Origin of the sequence: Pseudonocardia lacus (assembly GCF_018531445.1) — a bacterium.
GTDB classification, from domain to species: Bacteria; Actinomycetota; Actinomycetes; order Mycobacteriales; family Pseudonocardiaceae; genus Pseudonocardia; species Pseudonocardia lacus.
Window position 1 is genome coordinate 1 of record NZ_JAHDTH010000177.1, and the last position, 17,534, is coordinate 17,534.

A 17,534-nucleotide genomic window follows, 5' to 3' on the forward strand; every position below is an offset into this window, starting at 1 on the left:
CGGACCCGCCGCCGGCGGCGTGCGCGAGGACGGCGGAGGTGACGGCGAGCCCGGCCGCGAATCCGGCGCGCAGCGCGCGCGGCGGCGTGGGGCGCGCCCCGACGGGCCGCACCCGGACCTGCTCACCCCGCACGTCGCACCCGGCTCAGATCATCGCGAGCAGCATGACCGTCATCGCGACGGCCATCACCACGTGCGCCACCGCGGCGGTGCGGGCGGACCGCAGCACGCCGGTGCGCAGGGCCAGCGCGGCACCGCCGGACGCCGGGGCGTCGGGCTCGGCGCGGACGCGCAGGTGGTCCGAGCAGCGCAGGGCCTGCCAGGCGAAGTAGCCGGCGAGCAGGATCGCGGCCACCGACACCAGCCCGACACCGCCGGTGGCGCCGTGGTGCGCGGCGTGGCCGGCGGCGTCCGCCCCGGTGCCGGGGTCGGTGTGGTTGTGCCCGGTGGACAGCATGAACAGCATCGCCGCGCTGCCCACGACGTGGTGGCCGGCGTCGCCGCCGAACGAGCGGGTGCGCAGCGCCACCGCGGCGAACCAGGCCCCGCAGAGCACGAACGCGACCGTCCAGACCGGGGTCGGCAGCGGGTCGCCCAGCGGGGAGAACATGGCGGCCATCCCCACGGCCATGGTGGCGTGCGAGACCTCGCCGAGCGGGCCGCCCGGGATGTCGCCGAACGCGCCGGCGTGCAGCGCCAGCCGGGCCACGTGCAGCGCGGCGACGGCGAGGCAGACGACCGCGAGTCCCGCCGATACCCAGTCCACGCCCATCCCTCCCGGTGGTCACCGACCGCGACCACGGTGACGATAGGTCACGGCGGGGTGTCGGTTCCATACCGTGGCGGGGTAGGTGGCGTGGCGTGATCGCGCCACGCGCCGCGGCCGCGGCCGGGGGCCGCCCCCGCGACCGTTCGTGTGACGAGGGCATCTCCGGGGGGCGCGGGGTCTTGCGGACGGCCGCCCGGCGGATCACGGTGGGCCTTTCCTTGGCGGCTTTGGGAGGACAGGGACATGAGCGACCCGGGAGCCGGGGTGGTGCGGGCGGCCATCCTGCAGGCCAAGTGGACCGGAGACACCGCGTCCATGATCGATGTGCACGAGTCCTACGCGCGCAGCGCCGCCGAGCAGGGCGCGAAGGTCATGGGCTTCCAGGAGGTGTTCAACGCGCCGTACTTCTGCCAGGTGCAGGAGGCCGAGCACTACCGGTGGGCCGAGCCGGTGCCCGACGGACCGACCGTCAAGCGGATGCAGGCGCTGGCGAAGGAGACCGGCATGGTGCTGGTCGTGCCCGTCTTCGAGCTGGAGAGCTCGGGCAACTACTACAACACCGCGGCGGTGATCGACGCCGACGGCAGCTACCTGGGCAAGTACCGCAAGCACCACATCCCGCAGGTCAAGGGCTTCTGGGAGAAGTACTACTTCAAGCCGGGCAACCTGGGCTGGCCGGTGTTCGACACCGCGGTCGGCAAGGTCGGGGTCTACATCTGCTACGACCGGCACTTCCCGGAGGGCTGGCGGGCGCTCGGGCTGGCCGGCGCGCAGATCGTGTTCAACCCCAGCGCCACCAGCCGCAGCCTGTCGTCGTACCTGTGGAAGCTGGAGCAGCCGGCGGCCGCGGTGGCCAACGAGTACTTCATCGCCGCGATCAACCGGGTGGGCGTCGAGGAGTACGGCGACAACGACTTCTACGGCACCAGCTACTTCGTCGACCCGCGCGGGCAGTTCGTCGGCGAGACGGCGTCGGGCACCGACGAGGAGCTGCTGGTCCGCGACCTCGACCTGGGGCTGATCGACGAGGTCCGCCAGACGTGGGCGTTCTACCGCGACCGCCGCCCGGAGGCCTACGGACCGCTGGTGCAGCAATGAGCGAGCGTGCGAGCGGATCATCGACACAGCGCCTGCGCGAAGCGCCGGCCGAGCCCTGCGAGGCCGAGCGATGAGTGACGACCTGCTGAAGCGCACGCGGGCGGTGCTGCCGTCCTGGCTGGCGATCTACTACGACGAGCCGATCGAGATCGAGCGCGGCGAGGGCCGCCACGTCTGGACCGCCGACGGCACCCGCTACCTGGACTTCTTCGGCGGCATCCTGACCACGATGACCGCGCACGCGCTGCCCGAGGTGACCAAGGCCGTCGCCGAGCAGGCCGGGAAGATCATCCACAGTTCGACGCTGTACCTGAACCGGCCGATGGTCGAGCTGGCCGAGCTGATCGCCGGGGTGTCCGAGATCCCGGACCCGAAGGTCTTCCTGACCACCAGCGGCACCGAGGCCAACGACGCCGCGCTGCTGCTGGCCTCGTCGCTGCGCCGGTCGAACCAGGTCCTGGCGCTGCGCAACAGCTACCACGGCCGGTCGTTCTCCACGATCGCGATCACCGGCAACCGGTCGTGGTCGCCGACGTCGCTCTCGCCGTTCCAGACCTACTACGTGCACGGCGGGCAGCGGTACCGCTCGCCGTTCGCCGGGCTGTCCGACGGCGAGTTCATCGCCGCGTGCGTGGCCGACCTGCGCGAGGTGCTCGACCAGTCCGGCGGCGACGTCGCCGCGTTCATCGCCGAGCCGATCCAGGGCGTCGGCGGCTTCACCCACGGCCCGGACGGCCTGCTCGGCGCGTTCGCCGAGGTGCTGCGCGAGCGCGGCATCCTGATGATCGCCGACGAGGTGCAGACCGGCTGGGGCCGCACCGGCGAGCACTTCTGGGGCTGGCAGCACCACGGCTTCGTGCCCGACATCGTCACGTTCGCCAAGGGCGTGGGCAACGGGCTGTCGATGGGCGGCGTGATCGCCCGCGCCGAGATCATGGACTCGCTCGGGGCGAACTCGATCTCGACGTTCGGCGGCTCGCCGCTGACCGCCGCGGGTGCCCTGGCCAACCTGCGCTACCTGCTGGAGCACGACCTGCAGGCCAACGCGGCCCGACAGGGCCCGGTGCTGTTCGAGGGGCTGCGCAAGGTCGGCTCGCCGATCGTCGGCGACGTCCGCGGCAAGGGCCTGATGATCGGCGTCGAGCTCGTGCGCCCGGGCAGCACCGATGCGCGCTCCGCTGACGCTGCGCGCGGCGGCGGCCCGGGCGAGCCCGCGCCCGAGATCGCCGCCGCGGTGCTGGAGGCCACGAAGCGGCGCGGGCTGCTCGTCGGCAAGGGCGGCCTGCACGGCAACGTGCTGCGCATCGCCCCGCCCCTCACGCTCACCGCCGACGAGGCCGCGGAGGGCCTCGCCGCGCTCGTCGCCGCCCTGGAGGAATGCACACCATGACCCGCACGCTCATCCGCAACGGACTCGTGATCACCGCGTCCGACGAGCTCGCCGCGGATGTCCTGGTCGACGGCGAGCAGGTGGTGGCGCTGGCCGCCACCGGCTCGGACCTGGCGCAGGGCTGGACCGCCGACACCGTCCTGGACGCGACGGGCAAGTACGTCGTGCCCGGCGGCGTCGACGCGCACACCCACATGGAGATGCCCTTCGGCGGCACCCAGTCGGCCGACACGTTCGAGACCGGCACCCGGGCCGCGGCCTGGGGCGGCACCACGACGATCGTCGATTTCGCGATCCAGTCGATGGGCGGCTCGCTGCGCGAGGGCCTGGACGCCTGGCACGCCAAGGCCGAGGGCAACTGCGCGATCGACTACGCGTTCCACATGATCGTCGCCGACGTGAACGACTCCTCGCTCAAGGAGATGGAGGCGCTGGTCGGCGAGGGCGTGACCAGCTTCAAGCTGTTCATGGCCTATCCGGGGGTCTTCTACAGCGACGACGGCAAGATCCTGCGGGCGCTGCAGAAGGGCGCCGAGACCGGCGGGCTGACCATGATGCACGCCGAGAACGGCATCGCCATCGACGTGCTGATCGAGCAGGCGCTGGCCAAGGGCCAGACCGATCCGCGCTACCACGGCGAGGTCCGCCACGCCCTGCTGGAGGCCGAGGCCACCCACCGGGCGATCAAGCTGGCCCAAGTGGCCGAGGCGCCGATCTACATCGTGCACCTGTCGGCGGCGCAGGCGCTGGCGCAGGTCCAGCAGGCCCGCGACGAGGGCTTCAACGCCTTCGCCGAGACCTGCCCGCAGTACCTGTTCCTGTCCACCGACGACCTGGCCCGTCCCGGCTTCGAGGGCGCCAAGTACGTCTGCTCGACGCCGCTGCGGCCCGCCGAGCACCAGGCCGCGATGTGGCGCGGTCTGCGCACCGACGACCTGTCGGTGGTGTCCACCGACCACTGCCCGTTCTGCTTCAAGGGGCAGAAGGACATGGGCATCGGCGACTTCTCCAAGATCCCCAACGGGCTGCCCGGCGTGGAGACCCGGATGGACCTGCTGCACCAGGGCGTCGTCGAGGGCCACATCTCGCGCAAGCGCTGGATCGAGATCGCCTGCGCGACGCCGGCGAAGATGTTCGGCCTCTACCCGCGCAAGGGCACCATCGCCCCCGGCGCCGACGCCGACATCGTCCTCTACGACCCCACCGCCACCCAGGTGCACTCGGCGTCGACGCACCACATGGCCGTCGACTACTCCTGCTACGAGGGCCGCGAGACCACCGGTCGCGTCTCGACCGTCCTGTCGCGCGGCCGGGTGATCGTCGACGGGGGCGAGTACCTGGGCAAGGCGGGCGACGGCGCGTTCCAGAAGCGCGACACCTGCCAGTACCTCAGGTGACCGGCATGGACATCGGACTGGTCCTGCAGACCGACCCGCCGGCGCGGGCGCTGGTCGACCGGATGGTGCGGGCCGAGGGGCTGGGCTTCAGCCACGGCTGGACGTTCGACTCGCACGTGCTCTGGCAGGAGCCCTACGTCATCTACCCGCGGATCCTGGAGCGGACGTCCCGGATGGTCGTCGGGCCGATGGTGACCAACCCGGCCACCCGCGACTGGTCGGTCATCGCCTCGATGCACGCCACGCTGCACGAGACGTTCGGCAACCGGACGATCTGCGGCATCGGCCGGGGCGACTCGGCGGTGCGCGTGCAGGGCCGCAAGCCGACGACGCTCGCCCGGCTGGAGGCCTCGATCCACGCCATCCGGGAGCTGGCCGAGGGCCGCGAGGTCGACGTCGAGGGCACCCCGCTGAAGATCCCCTGGGTGAGCCCCGGCGGGAAGCTGCCGGTGTGGATGGCCGGCTACGGCCCCAAGGCGCTCGATTTGGTCGGCCGGGCCGCCGACGGGTTCATCCTGCAACTGGCCGACCCGTACCTGGTGGAGTGGACGATCAAGTCGGTCCGCGCGGCGGCCGAGGCGGCGGGACGCGACCCGTCGTCGATCACCATGTGCGTCGCCGCGCCGGCCTACGTGGGGGACGACCTCGCCCACGCCCGCGACCAGTGCCGCTGGTTCGGCGGGATGGTCGGCAACCACGTCGCCGACCTGGTCACCCGCTACGGCGAGTCGTCCGCCGCGGTGCCCGCCGAGCTGACCGGCTACATCAAGGGCCGCGACGGCTACGACTACAGCCACCACGGCAAGGCCGGCAACCGCTCGACCGACTTCGTCCCCGACGAGGTCGTCGACCGGTTCTGCCTGCTCGGCCCGGTCTCCGCGCACCGCGAGAAGCTGGCCCAGCTCGCCGGGCTCGGCGTCGACCAGTTCGCCGTCTACGCCATGCACGACGACGTCGACGGCACGATCGACGCCTATGGCTCCCTCACCACCTGACGCGGCTCGCTCCGGTCGCGGGCCTCAGTTCCTGAGGGTCATGGAGCTCCAGACTGCGATGGTCAGGAGGGTGAAGGTGACGACGAACAGCAGGTGCCCGCGGTGGAACAGCGCCAGCATGCCCGCAGCCAGCAGCGCGATCACCGAGCAGGCGATGACCCAGATCGGCGACGGGAGGCCGGGGCCGAAGCGGACACCGCCCTCGACCCGGGCCTCGACGAGGAGGTCGCGGCCGCTGAAGCCGCCGAGCCACACCGTCAGCGGTCGACCGGTCCGCAGGCCGTGGCGCTGCGGGCCGTAGGCGCGGACGAGCTCCGTGTCACCGTCGACCGTCTCGATGGTGATCCGGTTCCCCCTGGTCAGCGTCTCCTCGACCGCGGTGACCGTCGCCGGCACCTCTCGCAGGCCGGCCAGGAGGTCGCCCCCGTCGAGGACCGCGATCGTCGCGGTCACCCCCAGCAGGCAGCTGATCAGCAGCCCGGTGCCGATGTTGCCCACCAGCACCGCGAGCAACGTCGCCGGCCCCGGTGCGGCGTCCGGTGACGTCGTCGGGATCCTGGGCGACCAGTCGGTCGGTCCCTCCGCACCGGTCGTGCCCGCGCGCTCGTCCGCGTCCTCGTCAGACATGCCATCCCCCGGGTGCGCGACGATCCCCCCGACCGTCGACACGCTCCGTTCTACACCTCCCACCCGAGCGTGTCATGACCGCCGTCACTCGGTGCCCGAGGGTCAGGGGCGGCGCGGGCGGGGGTCGCGGCGGTGCCTCGGGCGGGCGGCCGCGGCGCAGCGCGGGCACACCCGGCGGACCTCGTCGGCGTGCCGGCCGGACTCGGGCTGGACGTCGGCCCAGCCGACGTGCGGGTACCGGCTCAACCGCGACCTGCTCAGCGGGAGCCCGCACACCGTCTGGTTGGTGCCCGGGGTCCAGCCGTGCACCTCGCCGGCCGGGCGGCGCACGCCGTCCGGGTCGATCCACTCGCTGGAAGCGGCCACCGCGTATCCCATCCCCCTGCTGTTCCCCGGGAACGGCGTCCTACCGGTGTCGGTGGCGTCCCCGCGGGTACGGCTCGGGGATGACGAACTCCCGTGACGACGACGTCGTCGACCAGGACGCCGAGCCGACCATGACCGCGCCCCCGGAGGACCGCCCGGACGGCGGTGGGTCCCTCGGCGGGGCGGACGGCCGCGATGACGACGCCGACGTCGTCGACACCGACGACGCGCAGGAGGGCGAGCCCCGGGCCTGAGTTCCGGCGACCGTGCCGAGCGTCGCTCCGGGGCCCGACGGCCACCTCGCCGGCTCCGTGAGCGACCGGTCAGTCGCGTCCTCAGGTCCTGTGTGCTCGCGCCGGTGATCGCGGCGGTCGTCCACCGGTCACCGAGAGTTTCGACCGCTCGTCCCCCGCTCGCCGCCGGGCGGCGTTCGGGCGACATCTCGACCCGGACCCACCCCTAAAGTGACGCTCAGTAGACGCTGAGTAGTAGCTCCCCGTACCCGGATCCGGTGGCCCATGACGACGAGCACGAGCACCAGCACCAGCACCCCCTCCCAGCGCGGCGCGGCGCTGACCGCCGTCCTGGTCCTGGCGATGCTCCAGCACGCGGTCGTGGTCGCCGTGCTGGTGACCGCGTGGAGCCAGGACGCCGCGTTCGGGCAGCAACCGCCGCTGGTCCTCCTGCTGTCCGCCGGCGGCGCCCTCGTCACCCTGGTCGCCTACGCGGGCCTGTGGACCGGCCACCGGTGGGCCTTCTGGCTGTTCGCCGTGATGACCGTCCTCGCCATCGCGACGATGGTGGCGGTCGGCGCCCCGACCACGCTCGTGCTGGTGCAGATCGCGGTGGGGGTGGCGGTCGCGGTGGCCGTCCTGCTGCGCTGGTCGCACCTCGACTGAGGCCCGACGCGGCGGCAGGGCGCGCCGCCCCGGATCAGACCGTGCGGATCGTGGCCATCATCGCCATGTCCTCGTGCTCCAGGTTGTGGCAGTGCATGACGAAGCGGCCCGCGTAGTCGGTGAACCGCACCGCCACCTCCACCACCTCGAACGGCGGCAGGTCGACGGTGTCCTTCCACCCCGCGTCGGCGGGGGCGGGGCCGCCATCGCCGCGGCGCAGGACCTGGAACTGGTCGAGGTGGACGTGCACGGGGTGGTGGACGTCGGTGTGGAAGCGCCAGCGCTCCACCTGGCCGAGGGGGATGTCGGCCAGCGAGCGGTCGGGGTCGAAGGACTCGTCGTTGATCGTCCAGCCCCGGTGCCCGCCGACCGCGCCGCGGCGGAACTCGAAGGTGCGGACCGTGGCGTCGGCCGCCGGCACCAGGGGTTCGATCTCGGACAGCACGTCCGGCACGCGGCTGTCGTCGCGGGCGGCGCGGACGACGCGGAAGCGCATGACCTGGGAGGTGCGGTCGGTGCCGAGGGTGTTCACCACGGTCACGTCGGTGCCGACGGGCACCCGGGAGAAGTCGACGACGAGGTCGAACCGCTCGCCGGGGGCGATCGGCAGCGACCGGCGCTCGACCGGGGCGGCCAGCAGCCCGCCGTCGGAGCCGATCAGCTGGACGAGCAGGTTCTCGCCGTCGGGCAGTGTGAACACCAGCTGGAAGCGGCGGGCGTTGGCCGCGTTGAGCAGCCGCAGCCGGTAGCGGGCGGCGTCGACCTCGTGCACGGGCCACGGGGCGCCGTTGACCAGCACGACGTCTCCGAGCACGCCCTCCATCCACTCCCGGTCGACGCCGGGCACGCTGCGCATCGACTGGTCGAGGCCGGGGTAGGCGAAGGCGCCGTCGGCGGTGAACGAGCGGTCGCAGATCATCAGCGGGAGCTCGCGGTCGCCGCGGGGCAGCGGCAGGGCGTCCTCGACGTCGTCGCGCACGATGTGGAAGCCGGCCAGGCCGCGGTAGACGGCCGGGGCGGTGAAGTCCATGCGGTGGTCGTGGTACCAGAGCGTGGCGGCGCGCTGGTCGCCCGGGTAGCGGTAGTCGCGCCGGCCGACGACGGAGTCGCCGACCATGCCGTGGTGGCCGCTGCCGTCGTGCCCGCCGTTAGCGGGCAGGACGAGGTCGAGCGGCCAGCCGTCGTGCTCGGACGGGGTGTGCCCGCCGTGCAGGTGGACGACGGTGGGCACCGGGAGCTCGTTGTGGTGGGTGACGACGACCGGTCGGCCGCGGCGGGTCTCGATCGTCGGGCCGGGGAAGATCCCGTCGTAGCCCATGACCGGGGTGCGCAGGCCGGGCAGGATCTCCTGCTCGGCGACCCGCTGGGTGATCCGGTACAGCTCGGCGCCGCTCGGGTCGACGCCGACCGGCCGGGCGACCGGCGGCACCGGCAGCGGCACCCGGAACGGCTCGGGCAGCGGCACCGCGCTGGTCACGGCCTCGCCGGTCTGCCCGGGCTGGGTGCCCAGCCCGCAGCCGGCCAGCGCCACCCCCGCCGCGGCGCCGCCGAGCAGCCCCAGGAAGCCGCGCCGCGACAGCCGCGGGTTCACCGCTGTCCCCGGGGCCGCGCCGCCGACGGCGACCAGACCCAGCCGGCGAGCAGCACCGACAGCACGACGACGATCACCCCGAGCGGCACGTGCAGCTGCAGGATCCGGGCGTAGCCGACGCCGATCTGCACGCCCTCGACCAGGAACTGCACCACCAGGGCCGGCAGGATCCACAGCCGGCCGCGGCCGACGATGACGTAGCCGAGCGCGATGCCGGCGGTGGCCAGGGTGAGGAACCCCACCGCGGTGCCGACGAGCCCGTGCACCTCGATGGCGTCGACGTCACCGGTCAGGAAGAGCCCGGCCAGGACGGGCTGGGAGAGCACGGCGAGCAGGTGCACGGTCAGCGCGCCCCGCAGCAGCCACAGCGATGCGGCGGGCCGGCGCACTTGCGCCGGCCTGGTGAGTGTGTCCACGTCCGGGACGCTATAAGTAGGCTCTCTACATGTACATCAGGGATGTCCCTGATGGCGAGCCTGAAGACACGCCCGGCAAAGTGAGTAGAATTCCTACCCATGCGACCAGACGCGGTGCGCGGCCACCTGGACGGGCTGATCCTGTCCGTCCTCGAGGACGGCCCGCGGCACGGCTACGCGATCATCGAGGCGCTGCAGGCCCGCAGCGGCGGGGCGCTCGACCTGCCCACCGGCACCGTCTACCCGGCGCTGCGCCGGCTGGAGCGGGCCGGTCGGCTCTCCGGCTCGTGGAGCACCGTCGGCGGGCGCGAGCGGCGCACCTACACCCTCACCCGCGCCGGCCGGCACGCGCTGGCCGCGCAGCGGGCCGACTGGAGCGAGTTCAGCTCGGTCGTCGAGGCCGTCCTGCGCCCGCCGCGCGCCGCCGGGGAGACGTCGTGACGCGCGCGCTCGACCCCGTCGCGGCGCACGTCGCCGAGCTGGAGCGGTCGTTGCGCGGCCCGGCGCGGGTGCGCCGCGAGATCGTCCGCGAGGTCCGCGACGGTCTCGCCGACGCCACCGACGCCTACCGCCGCGCCGGCCTCGACACGGCGCAGGCCGCCCGCCTGGCCGTGCGCGACTTCGGCCCGGTCGCCGAGGTCGCCGACCTCTACCAGGACGAGCTGGCCGCCGGCCAGGGCAGGCGCACCGCGCTCCAGCTCGCTGTCCTGCTGCCGGCCCTGATGGCGCTGTGGAGCCTGCTGTGGTCCAGCGGGCTGATGGGCGCCGACGGGCCGACCGGGTTGACGGCGATGGTGCTCGACCTGGTCGTGCTGCAGAACGTGGCCACCGCGCTCGCCGCGGCGACGGCCCTCGCGCTGGTCGCGCTGACGTTCCGGCGCACCGCGTCGCCGCGCCGGGTGGCCGCGGCGGCCGCGGTGACGTCCCAGGCCGCCGTCGTCGTGTGCGGCGGGTCGGCCGTCGTCATGAACGTCGCAGGCGGCCAGCAGGCGTGGGAGCTGCTCGTCGCGCAGCCCGTCAGCGCGCTGGCGTACGCCGCGAGCGTGGCGGTGGTGGTGCTGCTCAGCCGCTCGGCCTCGCGCACCCTCCGCGCGCTGCACCGCATCGGCGAGCCGTCGTGAGCAGCGCGCTGCTCGACCCGGTCGACGCCCACCTGGCCGAGCTCGACCGCAGCCTGCGCGGGCCGGACAAGGCCCGCCGCGACATCGTCCGCGAGGTCCGCGACGGCCTCGCCGACGCCGTCGACGCCTACCGCCGCGCCGGCCTGGACCCGCACGCCGCCGCCCGGCGCGCCGTGCGCGACTTCGGGCCGGTCGACGACGTCGTCGGGCTCTACCAGGACGAGCTGGCCGCCGGCCAGGGCAGGCGCACCGCGCTCCTGCTGGCGATCGCGCTGCCCGCGCTGATGCTGGGCTGGGACTTCGTCTGGCGCAGCGGGCTGGCCCCCGGGCCGCCCGCCCCGGCCGCGGTGAAGGTGCTGGCCGGCGTGCAGGACGCGGCCGTCGCCGTCATCGCCGCCGCGGCCCTCGCCATCGTGGCGCTGACGTTCCGGCGCACCTGCTCGCCGCGCCGGGTGGCGGCGGCCGCGACGGTGGCGACGATCGTCGCGGTCGTGGTGTGCGGCGGGGCGGCGATCGCGATGAGCCTGGTCAACCTCGACCAGGCGTGGGGGCGGCTCACCGCCCAGCCGGCGTGCATGCTCGCCTACGCGGTGAGCATCGCGGTCATGGTCCAGCTGAACCGCTCGGCCGTGCGGACGCTGCGCACCCTGCGGTCGGCGTCCGAAACGCCAGGGCGCCCGCGCGGCGGCGGGGGTACGACGCACACCGGTTGACGCGACGCACATGTCGCCGCTGCGACACGCACCGCACGACATGTGCGCCGCAGCCACGGGGTGTGCGCCGGGGCGCGGACAGCCAGGAGCCCCCGCACGCAGGGTGGGTGCGGGGGCTCCTGGCGGTTCGGGCTAGGACAGGCCGTTCTTGTCCAGCCAGCCCTTGGCCACCGTCTCCGGGTTGGGCTTGGCGTCGCTGGAGGCCTCGGCGTTGAGCTCGATGAGCCCCTCGGTGGTCAGCTTCGCCGAGATCGCGTTGAGGGTCTCGGTGACCTCCGGGGTCGCCTTCTCCTTGTTGATCAGCGGCAGCACGCTCTGCGCGGCGAAGTTGTTCTCCGGGTCCTCGAGCACGACGAAGTCGTTGGTCTCGATCGAGGCGTCCGTGGTGAACAGGTTGGCCGCCTGGATGTCGCCGTTGACGAGCGCGCCCACGGTCAGCGGGCCGCCCGCGTCGAGCGACTGGTAACTGGCGAAGGTGCAGCCGTAGGACTCGGCGATGCCGGGGATGCCGTCGGGGCGGGTCTGGAACTCCGGCGCCCCGCCGAACACCAGCTGCCCGCAGTGCGGGGCCAGGTCGGCGATGGACTTCGCGTTGAGCCGGGTCGCGGTCTCCCGGGTGATGACGACGGCGTCCTTGTCCTCGGCCTCGGACTTCTCCAGCACGGTCAGCGCGGGCGGCAGCGCGGCCTGCAGCGCGGTGTAGACGGCCTCCGCCTCGACCTCGGTGGCCCCCTTGTCGAAGTACTGCAGCAGCACGCCGCTGTACTCGGGGATCAGGTCGATGGAGCCGTCCTCCAGGCCGGGCATGTAGGTCTCGCGGCTGCCGATGGACAGCCGCTTCTCGACCGTGACGCCCTTGGCCGCGAGGGCCTGGGCGTAGATCTCGGCGAGGATCTGGCTCTCGGTGAAGTTGGCCGAGCCGACCACGATCGTCTGGGCGGCGTCGCCGCCACCGCCGGACTGCTGGCCGGAGCCGCCGTTGGCCAGGGGGTCGCCCCCGCCGCCGCAGGCGGTCAGCACGAGGGCCGATGCGGCCGCCACCGCGGCGACCACCGAACGTCGGGGCAGGAGGGGTCGATTCATCGACTGATCCTTCGGTTGTGAACGCCGCGGGGACCACGGCGGGTTCTGGGTCAGGCCGCTTCCGCGGTGGGGGTCTGGCCGGGGACGGCGCGCAGCTTGCGACGGGCGCCGCGCTGCGCCGCCGCGGCCTGCAGGCCGGGTGAGACGAGCAGCTTCTGCAGCCCGGCGAGGACGAGGTCGGCGACGATGGCCAGCGCCGCGACCAGCACCGAGCCGCCGATCATCTGGCCGAAATCGCGCACGGCGAGGCCGTCGACGATGAAGCGGCCCAGCCCGCCGAGCGCGACGAAGGCCGCGATCGTGGCGGTGGACAGCACCTGCAGCAGCGCGCTGCGGATGCCGCCGATCATCAGCGGCAGGGCGTTGGGCAGCTCGACCTGGAACAGCACGTCGCGCCCGCGCATGCCCATGCCCTTCGCCGCGTCCACGACGGCGTTGTCGACGTTGCGGACGCCGGCGTAGGTGCCGGCCAGGATCGGGGGCACGGCCAGCACGACGAGCGCGACCAGCGGCCCGAGCAGGCCGATGCCGATCGCGCCGACCAGCAGCACCAGCAGGCCGAGCGTGGGCAGCGCGCGCAGCCCGTTGGCCAGCCCGACGACCAGGAAGCCGCCGCGGCCGGTGTGCCCGATCCAGGCGCCCAGCGGCACCGCGATGATGACCGCGATGAGCAGGGTGAGCGCGGTGTAGCCGAGGTGCTCCACGAGCCGCTGCGGCACGCCCTGCGGGCCCGTCCAGTTGCTCGGGTCGAACAGCCAGCCGAAAGCGTTCACCGGTTGGCCCCCGCCCGTACCTGGGTCCACGGGGTCAGCGCCCGGCCGAGCAGCAGGAGCAGGCCGTCGACCACCAGCGCGATGACCAGCACCAGCACGATCCCGGCGATGATCTCCTGCGGGATGTCGCGCTGGAAGCCGTCGGTGAACATCTTGCCCAGCCCGCCGAAGCCGATCACCGAGCCGACGGTGACCAGGCTGATCGAGGACACCGCGGCCACCCGCACGCCGGCCAGCACCACCGGGATCGACAGCGGCAGCTCGACGGCCAGGAACCGGCGCACCGGGCGGTAGCCCATCGCGGTGGCCGAGTCGATCACCATGCCGGGCACGGCGGACAGCGCGTCGGCGACCGTGCGGACCAGCAGGGCCAGCGTGTAGACCGTGAGCGCGACGATGACGTTGAGCGGGTCGAGGATGCCGGTGCCCAGCACCACGGGCAGGATCACGAACAGCGCCAGCGACGGCACCGTGTACAGCAGCCCGGCCAGGTTGATCACGATCGCGCGCCCGACCCGGGTGCGGTTGGCCAGCCAGCCCAGCGGGATGGCCAGCAGCAGCCCGAGCACCACCGGTGGCAGCGCGAACGCCAGGTGCTCCAGTGTCAGGTCGCCGATGAGCGGGAGGTTGCCCAGGACCCAGGTCATGCCGCGGCCTCGGCGCTGCGCACCCTGGCCAGCGCGGCCAGCACGTCGTCGGCGCTGATGGAGCCGGCGTAGGCGCCGTCGGCGTCGATCGCGACGCCCTTGCCCGACGGGGAGGACAGCGCCGCGTCGAGCGCGCTGCGCAGCGAGCCGGAGGACACGTCGTAGAGGGAACCGCCGGGCACGAGGTGCTCGGCGGTGACCGTCGGGCCGGCGCCGGAGCCCTGCAGCCAGCCCTGCGGCTGGCGGTCGGTGTCCAGGACGAGGGTCCAGGCGGCGTCGTCGCCGGTGGGCACCGGGTCGCCGACGGTGACCGTGGGCAGCTCGCCCAGCGGCAGCTCGGCCGAGGACAGGAAGCCCAGGCCGCGGTAGCCGCGGTCGCGCCCGACGAACCCGTCGACGAAGTTGTCGGCCGGGCGGGAGAGCAGGTGGCCCGGGGCGTCGTACTGGGCGAGCACGCCGCCGGTGCGGAAGACGGCGACCTTGTCGCCCAGCTTGACGGCCTCGTCGATGTCGTGGGTGACGAAGACGATGGTCTTGCCCAGCTCGGACTGCAGGCGCAGCAGTTCCTCCTGCAGGCTCTCGCGCACCACGGGGTCGACCGCGCTGAACGGCTCGTCCATCAGCAGGACGGGCGGGTCGGCGGCCAGCGCCCTGGCCACGCCGACGCGCTGCTGCTGGCCGCCGGAGAGCTGGGCCGGGTAGCGCTTGGCCATCTCCGGGGCCAGCCCGACGGTCTCCATCAGCTCGGCCGAGCGCTTGCGGGCCTTCGCCTTGTCCCAGCCCAGCAGCATCGGCACGGTGGCGATGTTGTCGAGGATGGTGCGGTGCGGGAACAGCCCCGCCTGCTGGATGACGTAACCGATGCCCCGGCGCAGGTCGGCGGCGTCGACGGACATGATGTCGCGGCCGTCGACGGAGATGACGCCGTCCGACGGGTCGATCATCCGGTTGATCATCCGCAGGGACGTCGTCTTGCCGCAGCCCGACGGGCCGACGAACACCGTGATCTTTCCGGCGTCGACGGCCAGGTCGAGGGCGTCGACAGCGACGGTGCCGTCGGGGAAGCGCTTGGTCACGCCCCGGAACTCGATCATCCGAGGGACCTCCGTGTTCACCGACGACCCCTTGCCGGTCGCCGCATGTGGAGCAACGCTAGCCCGCTGCACCGACAACGGCGACCGCCCGTGATCTGTTAGAGACCCGCCGCCGGCGCGACGACCTCGCTCGTGCGCAGCTTCGCGTGCAGCTCGTCGGGGGTCAGCGGCTTGGCGAAGAAGTAGCCCTGGAACGCGTCGACGCCGAGTCGGCGCAGCACCAGGAACTGCTCGCCGGTCTCCACGCCCTCCGCGACGGTGGTGCGGTTCATCGCCGCGGCCATGTCCACCACCGCCCTGGCCACCGCGAAGTCGGCGCGGTCCTCGCCGACCCCGGTCACGAACGCGCGGTCGATCTTGATCGTCTGCGCCGGCAGCTCCTTGAGCCGGGCCAGCGAGGAGTACCCGGTGCCGAAGTCGTCGACCGCGAACCGCACCCCCCGTTTGACCAGGGTGTCCATCGCGGCCAGCGCGTGCGGCGGCAGCGCGACGAGGCTGGTCTCGACGAGCTCGAGCACCAGCCGGTCCCACGGCAGGCCGCTGTCGTCGACGATCCCGGTGACCACGTCGAGGAAGTCGGTGTCGCCGGGCAGCAGGCCGGCCAGGTTGACCGCGACGGCCGGGCGGATGCCGCGCGCCATGGGCCAGGTGGCGGCCTCCTCGGCGGCCGTGCGCAGCACCCACATGTCGAGGTCGCGCAGCAGGCCGCTGCGCTGGGCGACCGGCAGGAACTCGCCGGGCGAGATCATCCCGCGCTCCGGGTGCGGCCAGCGGACCAGCGCCTCGGCCGAGAGCACGGTGCCGTCCGGGCCGACCACCGGCTGGTAGAGCAGGGTCAGCCCGCCGCCGGCGATCGTCGAGCGCAGCTCGGCCTCCAGCTCCAGGGCCTTGGTCGCGGAGCTGACCACGCCGTCGGTGGCCATCCCGATGCCGCCGCGGCGCTGGCGGCGCTTGACGTCCTGCATCGCGACCTCGGCGAAGCGCAGCAGGTCGGCGGCGCGGACCTCGCCGGCCGGCACCGGCTGGGCGACCCCGACCGAGGCGGTCATCTGCACCGGACGCCCGTGCACGGTGATCGTCGGGCGCAGCAGGTCGGCCACGGTGCGGGCCAGGATGTCGGGCCCGCCGACCTCGGAGTGGTCGGCGCAGATGACCATGAACTCGTCGCCGGAGAGCCGGGCCGCAGTGCAGCCGACGGGCAGCTCGCGCTGCAGCCTGCCGGCCAGCGTGACCAGCAGGTCGTCGCCGGCCTCGTGGCCCAGCGAGGAGTTGACCCGGGAGAAGTCGTCCAGGTCGCCGCAGACGACGGCGACCCGGTCGCGGCCCGGACCGGCCAGCAGCCGGTCGACCAGCTCGATCGTGGCGGCCCGGTTGGGCAGCCGGGTGAGCTCGTCGACGATGCCCGCGCTGCGCAGCAGCTCCGCCGCCCGGCGCCGCTCGGTGACGTCGGTGAACACGACCAGCCACAGCGGGCTGCCGTCGTCGGCGGGGGTGGCGGTGACCGCGAGCTCGCACCAGACGGTCGTGCCGTCGATGCGCAGCAGCGGCACCGCGTCGGCCCGGTAGGGGTGGTCGGGGGACGTCGCGGCGCGGCGCAGCCAGCCGGGCAGCCCGTCGGCCCCGGTGTCCGGCTCGGGGTCCTGGCCGGTGAAGCCGTCGGCGGTCAACGAGGCCGCGGTGCGCCCCCGCAGCATCTCCAGCCGGACGTCGAGCAGCTCGCACAGCCCGGCGTTGGCGTCGATGACCCGCCCGGCGCGGTCGAGGAGACCGACGCCGCCGGGCACGGCGGCCATCAGGTCGGCGAACCGCTGGGCGGCCTGGTCGGTGAAGCGACGCGTGGGGCCGGCCGGCTGGCGCACCCGGTTCTGCGGCCGCGGGCGGCGCGGCGCGGCCGCGACCAGCCGGACGGTGCCCACGAGCCGGTGCGCGGTGCCGTCGTCGGCGTACTCGACGTAGGTGGCGTAGTCCAGGGCCTGGCTGCCGGCGACCGCGAGCTCCATCCGGTGCTCGGCGGGCCTGGCCTGGGCGCGCAGCGCCTGGCTGAGCGCGGCCACCTGCTGCGCCTCCACCGCGGTCGGACCCTGGCCCGTCGGCACGCCGACCGCGCGGTAGAGCTCCTCCAGGGCGGCGTCGCGGCGCAACGCCGCCGCGGCCAGGTCGAAGGTCCAGGTGCCCACCGGCGCCGCGCTCGGCAGGTCGAGCTGGCCGCGCTGCGGCAGCACCAGGCACAGCTCGCCGGCGCAGGCGATCCGGCGGACCAGCCGCACCGCCACCAGCGAGCCGTCCGGGCGGACCAGGCGGGCGTCCGGGTCCGGGCCGTGGACCAGCTCGCGCAGCGGGACCCGGTCGAGCCCACCGGGGGCGGCCCGCCAGCCGGCGGCCGGCGACGTCTGGCCGGGGCCGGCGGGCGGCCGGGAGGCCAGGGCGAGGAACGCGTCGTTGACGCGCGTGATGCGCCCCTCCCGGTCACAGAGGACGGCTGGTTCGGTCGGCGCCGCGTCGGGCGGCGCCGGGGCGTCGACCCGCTCCGGGCCGCCGACGCCGACCAGCGGCCG

The 17,534-nt window shown here is 73.8% G+C and carries 19 protein-coding genes; 9 read left to right on the forward strand and 10 right to left on the reverse strand.

What is annotated here, in order from left to right:
- Positions 1 to 145: 145 nt before the first annotated feature.
- Entirely contained in the window at positions 146 to 766 is a 621-nt protein-coding gene (locus tag KIK08_RS29210; RefSeq protein WP_214406506.1) for a DUF5134 domain-containing protein, read from the reverse strand.
- Between the two features lie 246 nt (positions 767 to 1,012).
- Here KIK08_RS29210 and KIK08_RS29215 point away from each other — a divergent pair, with 246 nt between their 5' ends.
- From KIK08_RS29215 to KIK08_RS29230, 4 genes are all read left to right on the forward strand, one after another.
- On the forward strand, positions 1,013 to 1,867 hold the full coding sequence (locus KIK08_RS29215) for a nitrilase-related carbon-nitrogen hydrolase (protein WP_214406507.1): 855 nt from the start codon (positions 1,013 to 1,015) through the stop codon (positions 1,865 to 1,867).
- A 70-nt stretch (positions 1,868 to 1,937) separates the two neighbouring features.
- Positions 1,938 to 3,257, forward strand: a complete 1,320-nt coding sequence (locus KIK08_RS29220) for an aspartate aminotransferase family protein (RefSeq protein ID WP_214406508.1) — start codon at positions 1,938 to 1,940, stop codon at positions 3,255 to 3,257.
- The gene (gene hydA, locus KIK08_RS29225; protein WP_214406509.1) at positions 3,254 to 4,654 is read left to right on the forward strand and encodes a dihydropyrimidinase; all 1,401 of its coding nucleotides are present in this window, start codon (positions 3,254 to 3,256) and stop codon (positions 4,652 to 4,654) included. The genes KIK08_RS29220 and hydA overlap by 4 nt, the downstream gene beginning before the upstream one ends.
- Before the next feature lie 5 nt (positions 4,655 to 4,659).
- Positions 4,660 to 5,649 (forward strand): TIGR03842 family LLM class F420-dependent oxidoreductase, encoded by a 990-nt coding sequence (locus tag KIK08_RS29230; RefSeq protein WP_214406510.1) that lies wholly within the window; start codon positions 4,660 to 4,662, stop codon positions 5,647 to 5,649.
- A gap of 24 nt (positions 5,650 to 5,673) precedes the next feature.
- On the opposite strand, the gene KIK08_RS29235 is transcribed toward KIK08_RS29230, so the two are convergent.
- Entirely contained in the window at positions 5,674 to 6,276 is a 603-nt protein-coding gene (locus tag KIK08_RS29235) for a hypothetical protein (RefSeq protein ID WP_214406511.1), read from the reverse strand.
- Positions 6,277 to 6,378: 102 nt separating this feature from the next.
- Positions 6,379 to 6,642, reverse strand: coding sequence for a hypothetical protein (locus KIK08_RS29240; protein ID WP_308257966.1), 264 nt, complete (start codon positions 6,640 to 6,642; stop codon positions 6,379 to 6,381).
- Between the two features lie 80 nt (positions 6,643 to 6,722).
- Here KIK08_RS29240 and KIK08_RS29245 point away from each other — a divergent pair, with 80 nt between their 5' ends.
- A complete protein-coding gene (locus KIK08_RS29245) occupies positions 6,723 to 6,896 on the forward strand; it encodes a hypothetical protein (protein WP_214406512.1) in 174 nt (57 codons plus the stop codon).
- Positions 6,897 to 7,160: 264 nt separating this feature from the next.
- Positions 7,161 to 7,541, forward strand: coding sequence for a hypothetical protein (locus KIK08_RS29250; protein ID WP_214406513.1), 381 nt, complete (start codon positions 7,161 to 7,163; stop codon positions 7,539 to 7,541).
- A gap of 34 nt (positions 7,542 to 7,575) precedes the next feature.
- Here the strand turns inward: KIK08_RS29250 and KIK08_RS29255 are convergent, their stop codons facing one another.
- Together KIK08_RS29255 and KIK08_RS29260 are read right to left on the reverse strand one after the other, a co-directional pair.
- A complete protein-coding gene (locus KIK08_RS29255) occupies positions 7,576 to 9,132 on the reverse strand; it encodes a multicopper oxidase family protein (RefSeq protein ID WP_214406514.1) in 1,557 nt (518 codons plus the stop codon).
- Positions 9,129 to 9,548, reverse strand: coding sequence for a hypothetical protein (locus KIK08_RS29260; protein ID WP_308257967.1), 420 nt, complete (start codon positions 9,546 to 9,548; stop codon positions 9,129 to 9,131). Before KIK08_RS29260 ends, KIK08_RS29255 begins: the two co-directional genes overlap by 4 nt.
- Positions 9,549 to 9,647: 99 nt before the next feature.
- Between KIK08_RS29260 and KIK08_RS29265 the strand changes: the two genes are divergently transcribed.
- The 3 genes from KIK08_RS29265 to KIK08_RS29275 are packed head-to-tail and all read left to right on the forward strand — an operon-like array spanning position 9,648 to position 11,382.
- Positions 9,648 to 9,989 carry a PadR family transcriptional regulator gene (locus KIK08_RS29265; RefSeq protein WP_214406515.1) on the forward strand — a complete coding sequence of 114 codons (342 nt, stop codon included), beginning with the start codon at positions 9,648 to 9,650 and terminating at the stop codon, positions 9,987 to 9,989.
- Positions 9,986 to 10,669: a permease prefix domain 1-containing protein gene (locus KIK08_RS29270; RefSeq protein ID WP_214406516.1), complete on the forward strand. Its 684-nt coding sequence runs from the start codon at positions 9,986 to 9,988 to the stop codon at positions 10,667 to 10,669. Before KIK08_RS29265 ends, KIK08_RS29270 begins: the two co-directional genes overlap by 4 nt.
- Positions 10,666 to 11,382 carry a permease prefix domain 1-containing protein gene (locus tag KIK08_RS29275; protein ID WP_214406517.1) on the forward strand — a complete coding sequence of 239 codons (717 nt, stop codon included), beginning with the start codon at positions 10,666 to 10,668 and terminating at the stop codon, positions 11,380 to 11,382. The genes KIK08_RS29270 and KIK08_RS29275 overlap by 4 nt, the downstream gene beginning before the upstream one ends.
- A gap of 132 nt (positions 11,383 to 11,514) precedes the next feature.
- Here KIK08_RS29275 and KIK08_RS29280 read toward each other — a convergent pair whose 3' ends face one another.
- The 5 genes from KIK08_RS29280 to KIK08_RS29300 all read right to left on the reverse strand — a co-directional run.
- The gene (locus KIK08_RS29280) at positions 11,515 to 12,465 is read right to left on the reverse strand and encodes an ABC transporter substrate-binding protein (RefSeq protein WP_214406518.1); all 951 of its coding nucleotides are present in this window, start codon (positions 12,463 to 12,465) and stop codon (positions 11,515 to 11,517) included.
- 50 nt (positions 12,466 to 12,515) lie between these two features.
- Positions 12,516 to 13,238, reverse strand: coding sequence for an ABC transporter permease (locus tag KIK08_RS29285; RefSeq protein ID WP_214406519.1), 723 nt, complete (start codon positions 13,236 to 13,238; stop codon positions 12,516 to 12,518).
- On the reverse strand, positions 13,235 to 13,885 hold the full coding sequence (locus tag KIK08_RS29290) for an ABC transporter permease (protein WP_214406520.1): 651 nt from the start codon (positions 13,883 to 13,885) through the stop codon (positions 13,235 to 13,237). Before KIK08_RS29290 ends, KIK08_RS29285 begins: the two co-directional genes overlap by 4 nt.
- Positions 13,882 to 14,979 carry an ABC transporter ATP-binding protein gene (locus KIK08_RS29295; RefSeq protein WP_214406521.1) on the reverse strand — a complete coding sequence of 366 codons (1,098 nt, stop codon included), beginning with the start codon at positions 14,977 to 14,979 and terminating at the stop codon, positions 13,882 to 13,884. Before KIK08_RS29295 ends, KIK08_RS29290 begins: the two co-directional genes overlap by 4 nt.
- 98 nt (positions 14,980 to 15,077) lie before the next feature.
- A partial coding sequence (locus tag KIK08_RS29300) for a putative bifunctional diguanylate cyclase/phosphodiesterase (RefSeq protein ID WP_214406522.1) occupies positions 15,078 to 17,534 on the reverse strand: 2,457 nt, incomplete at its 5' end.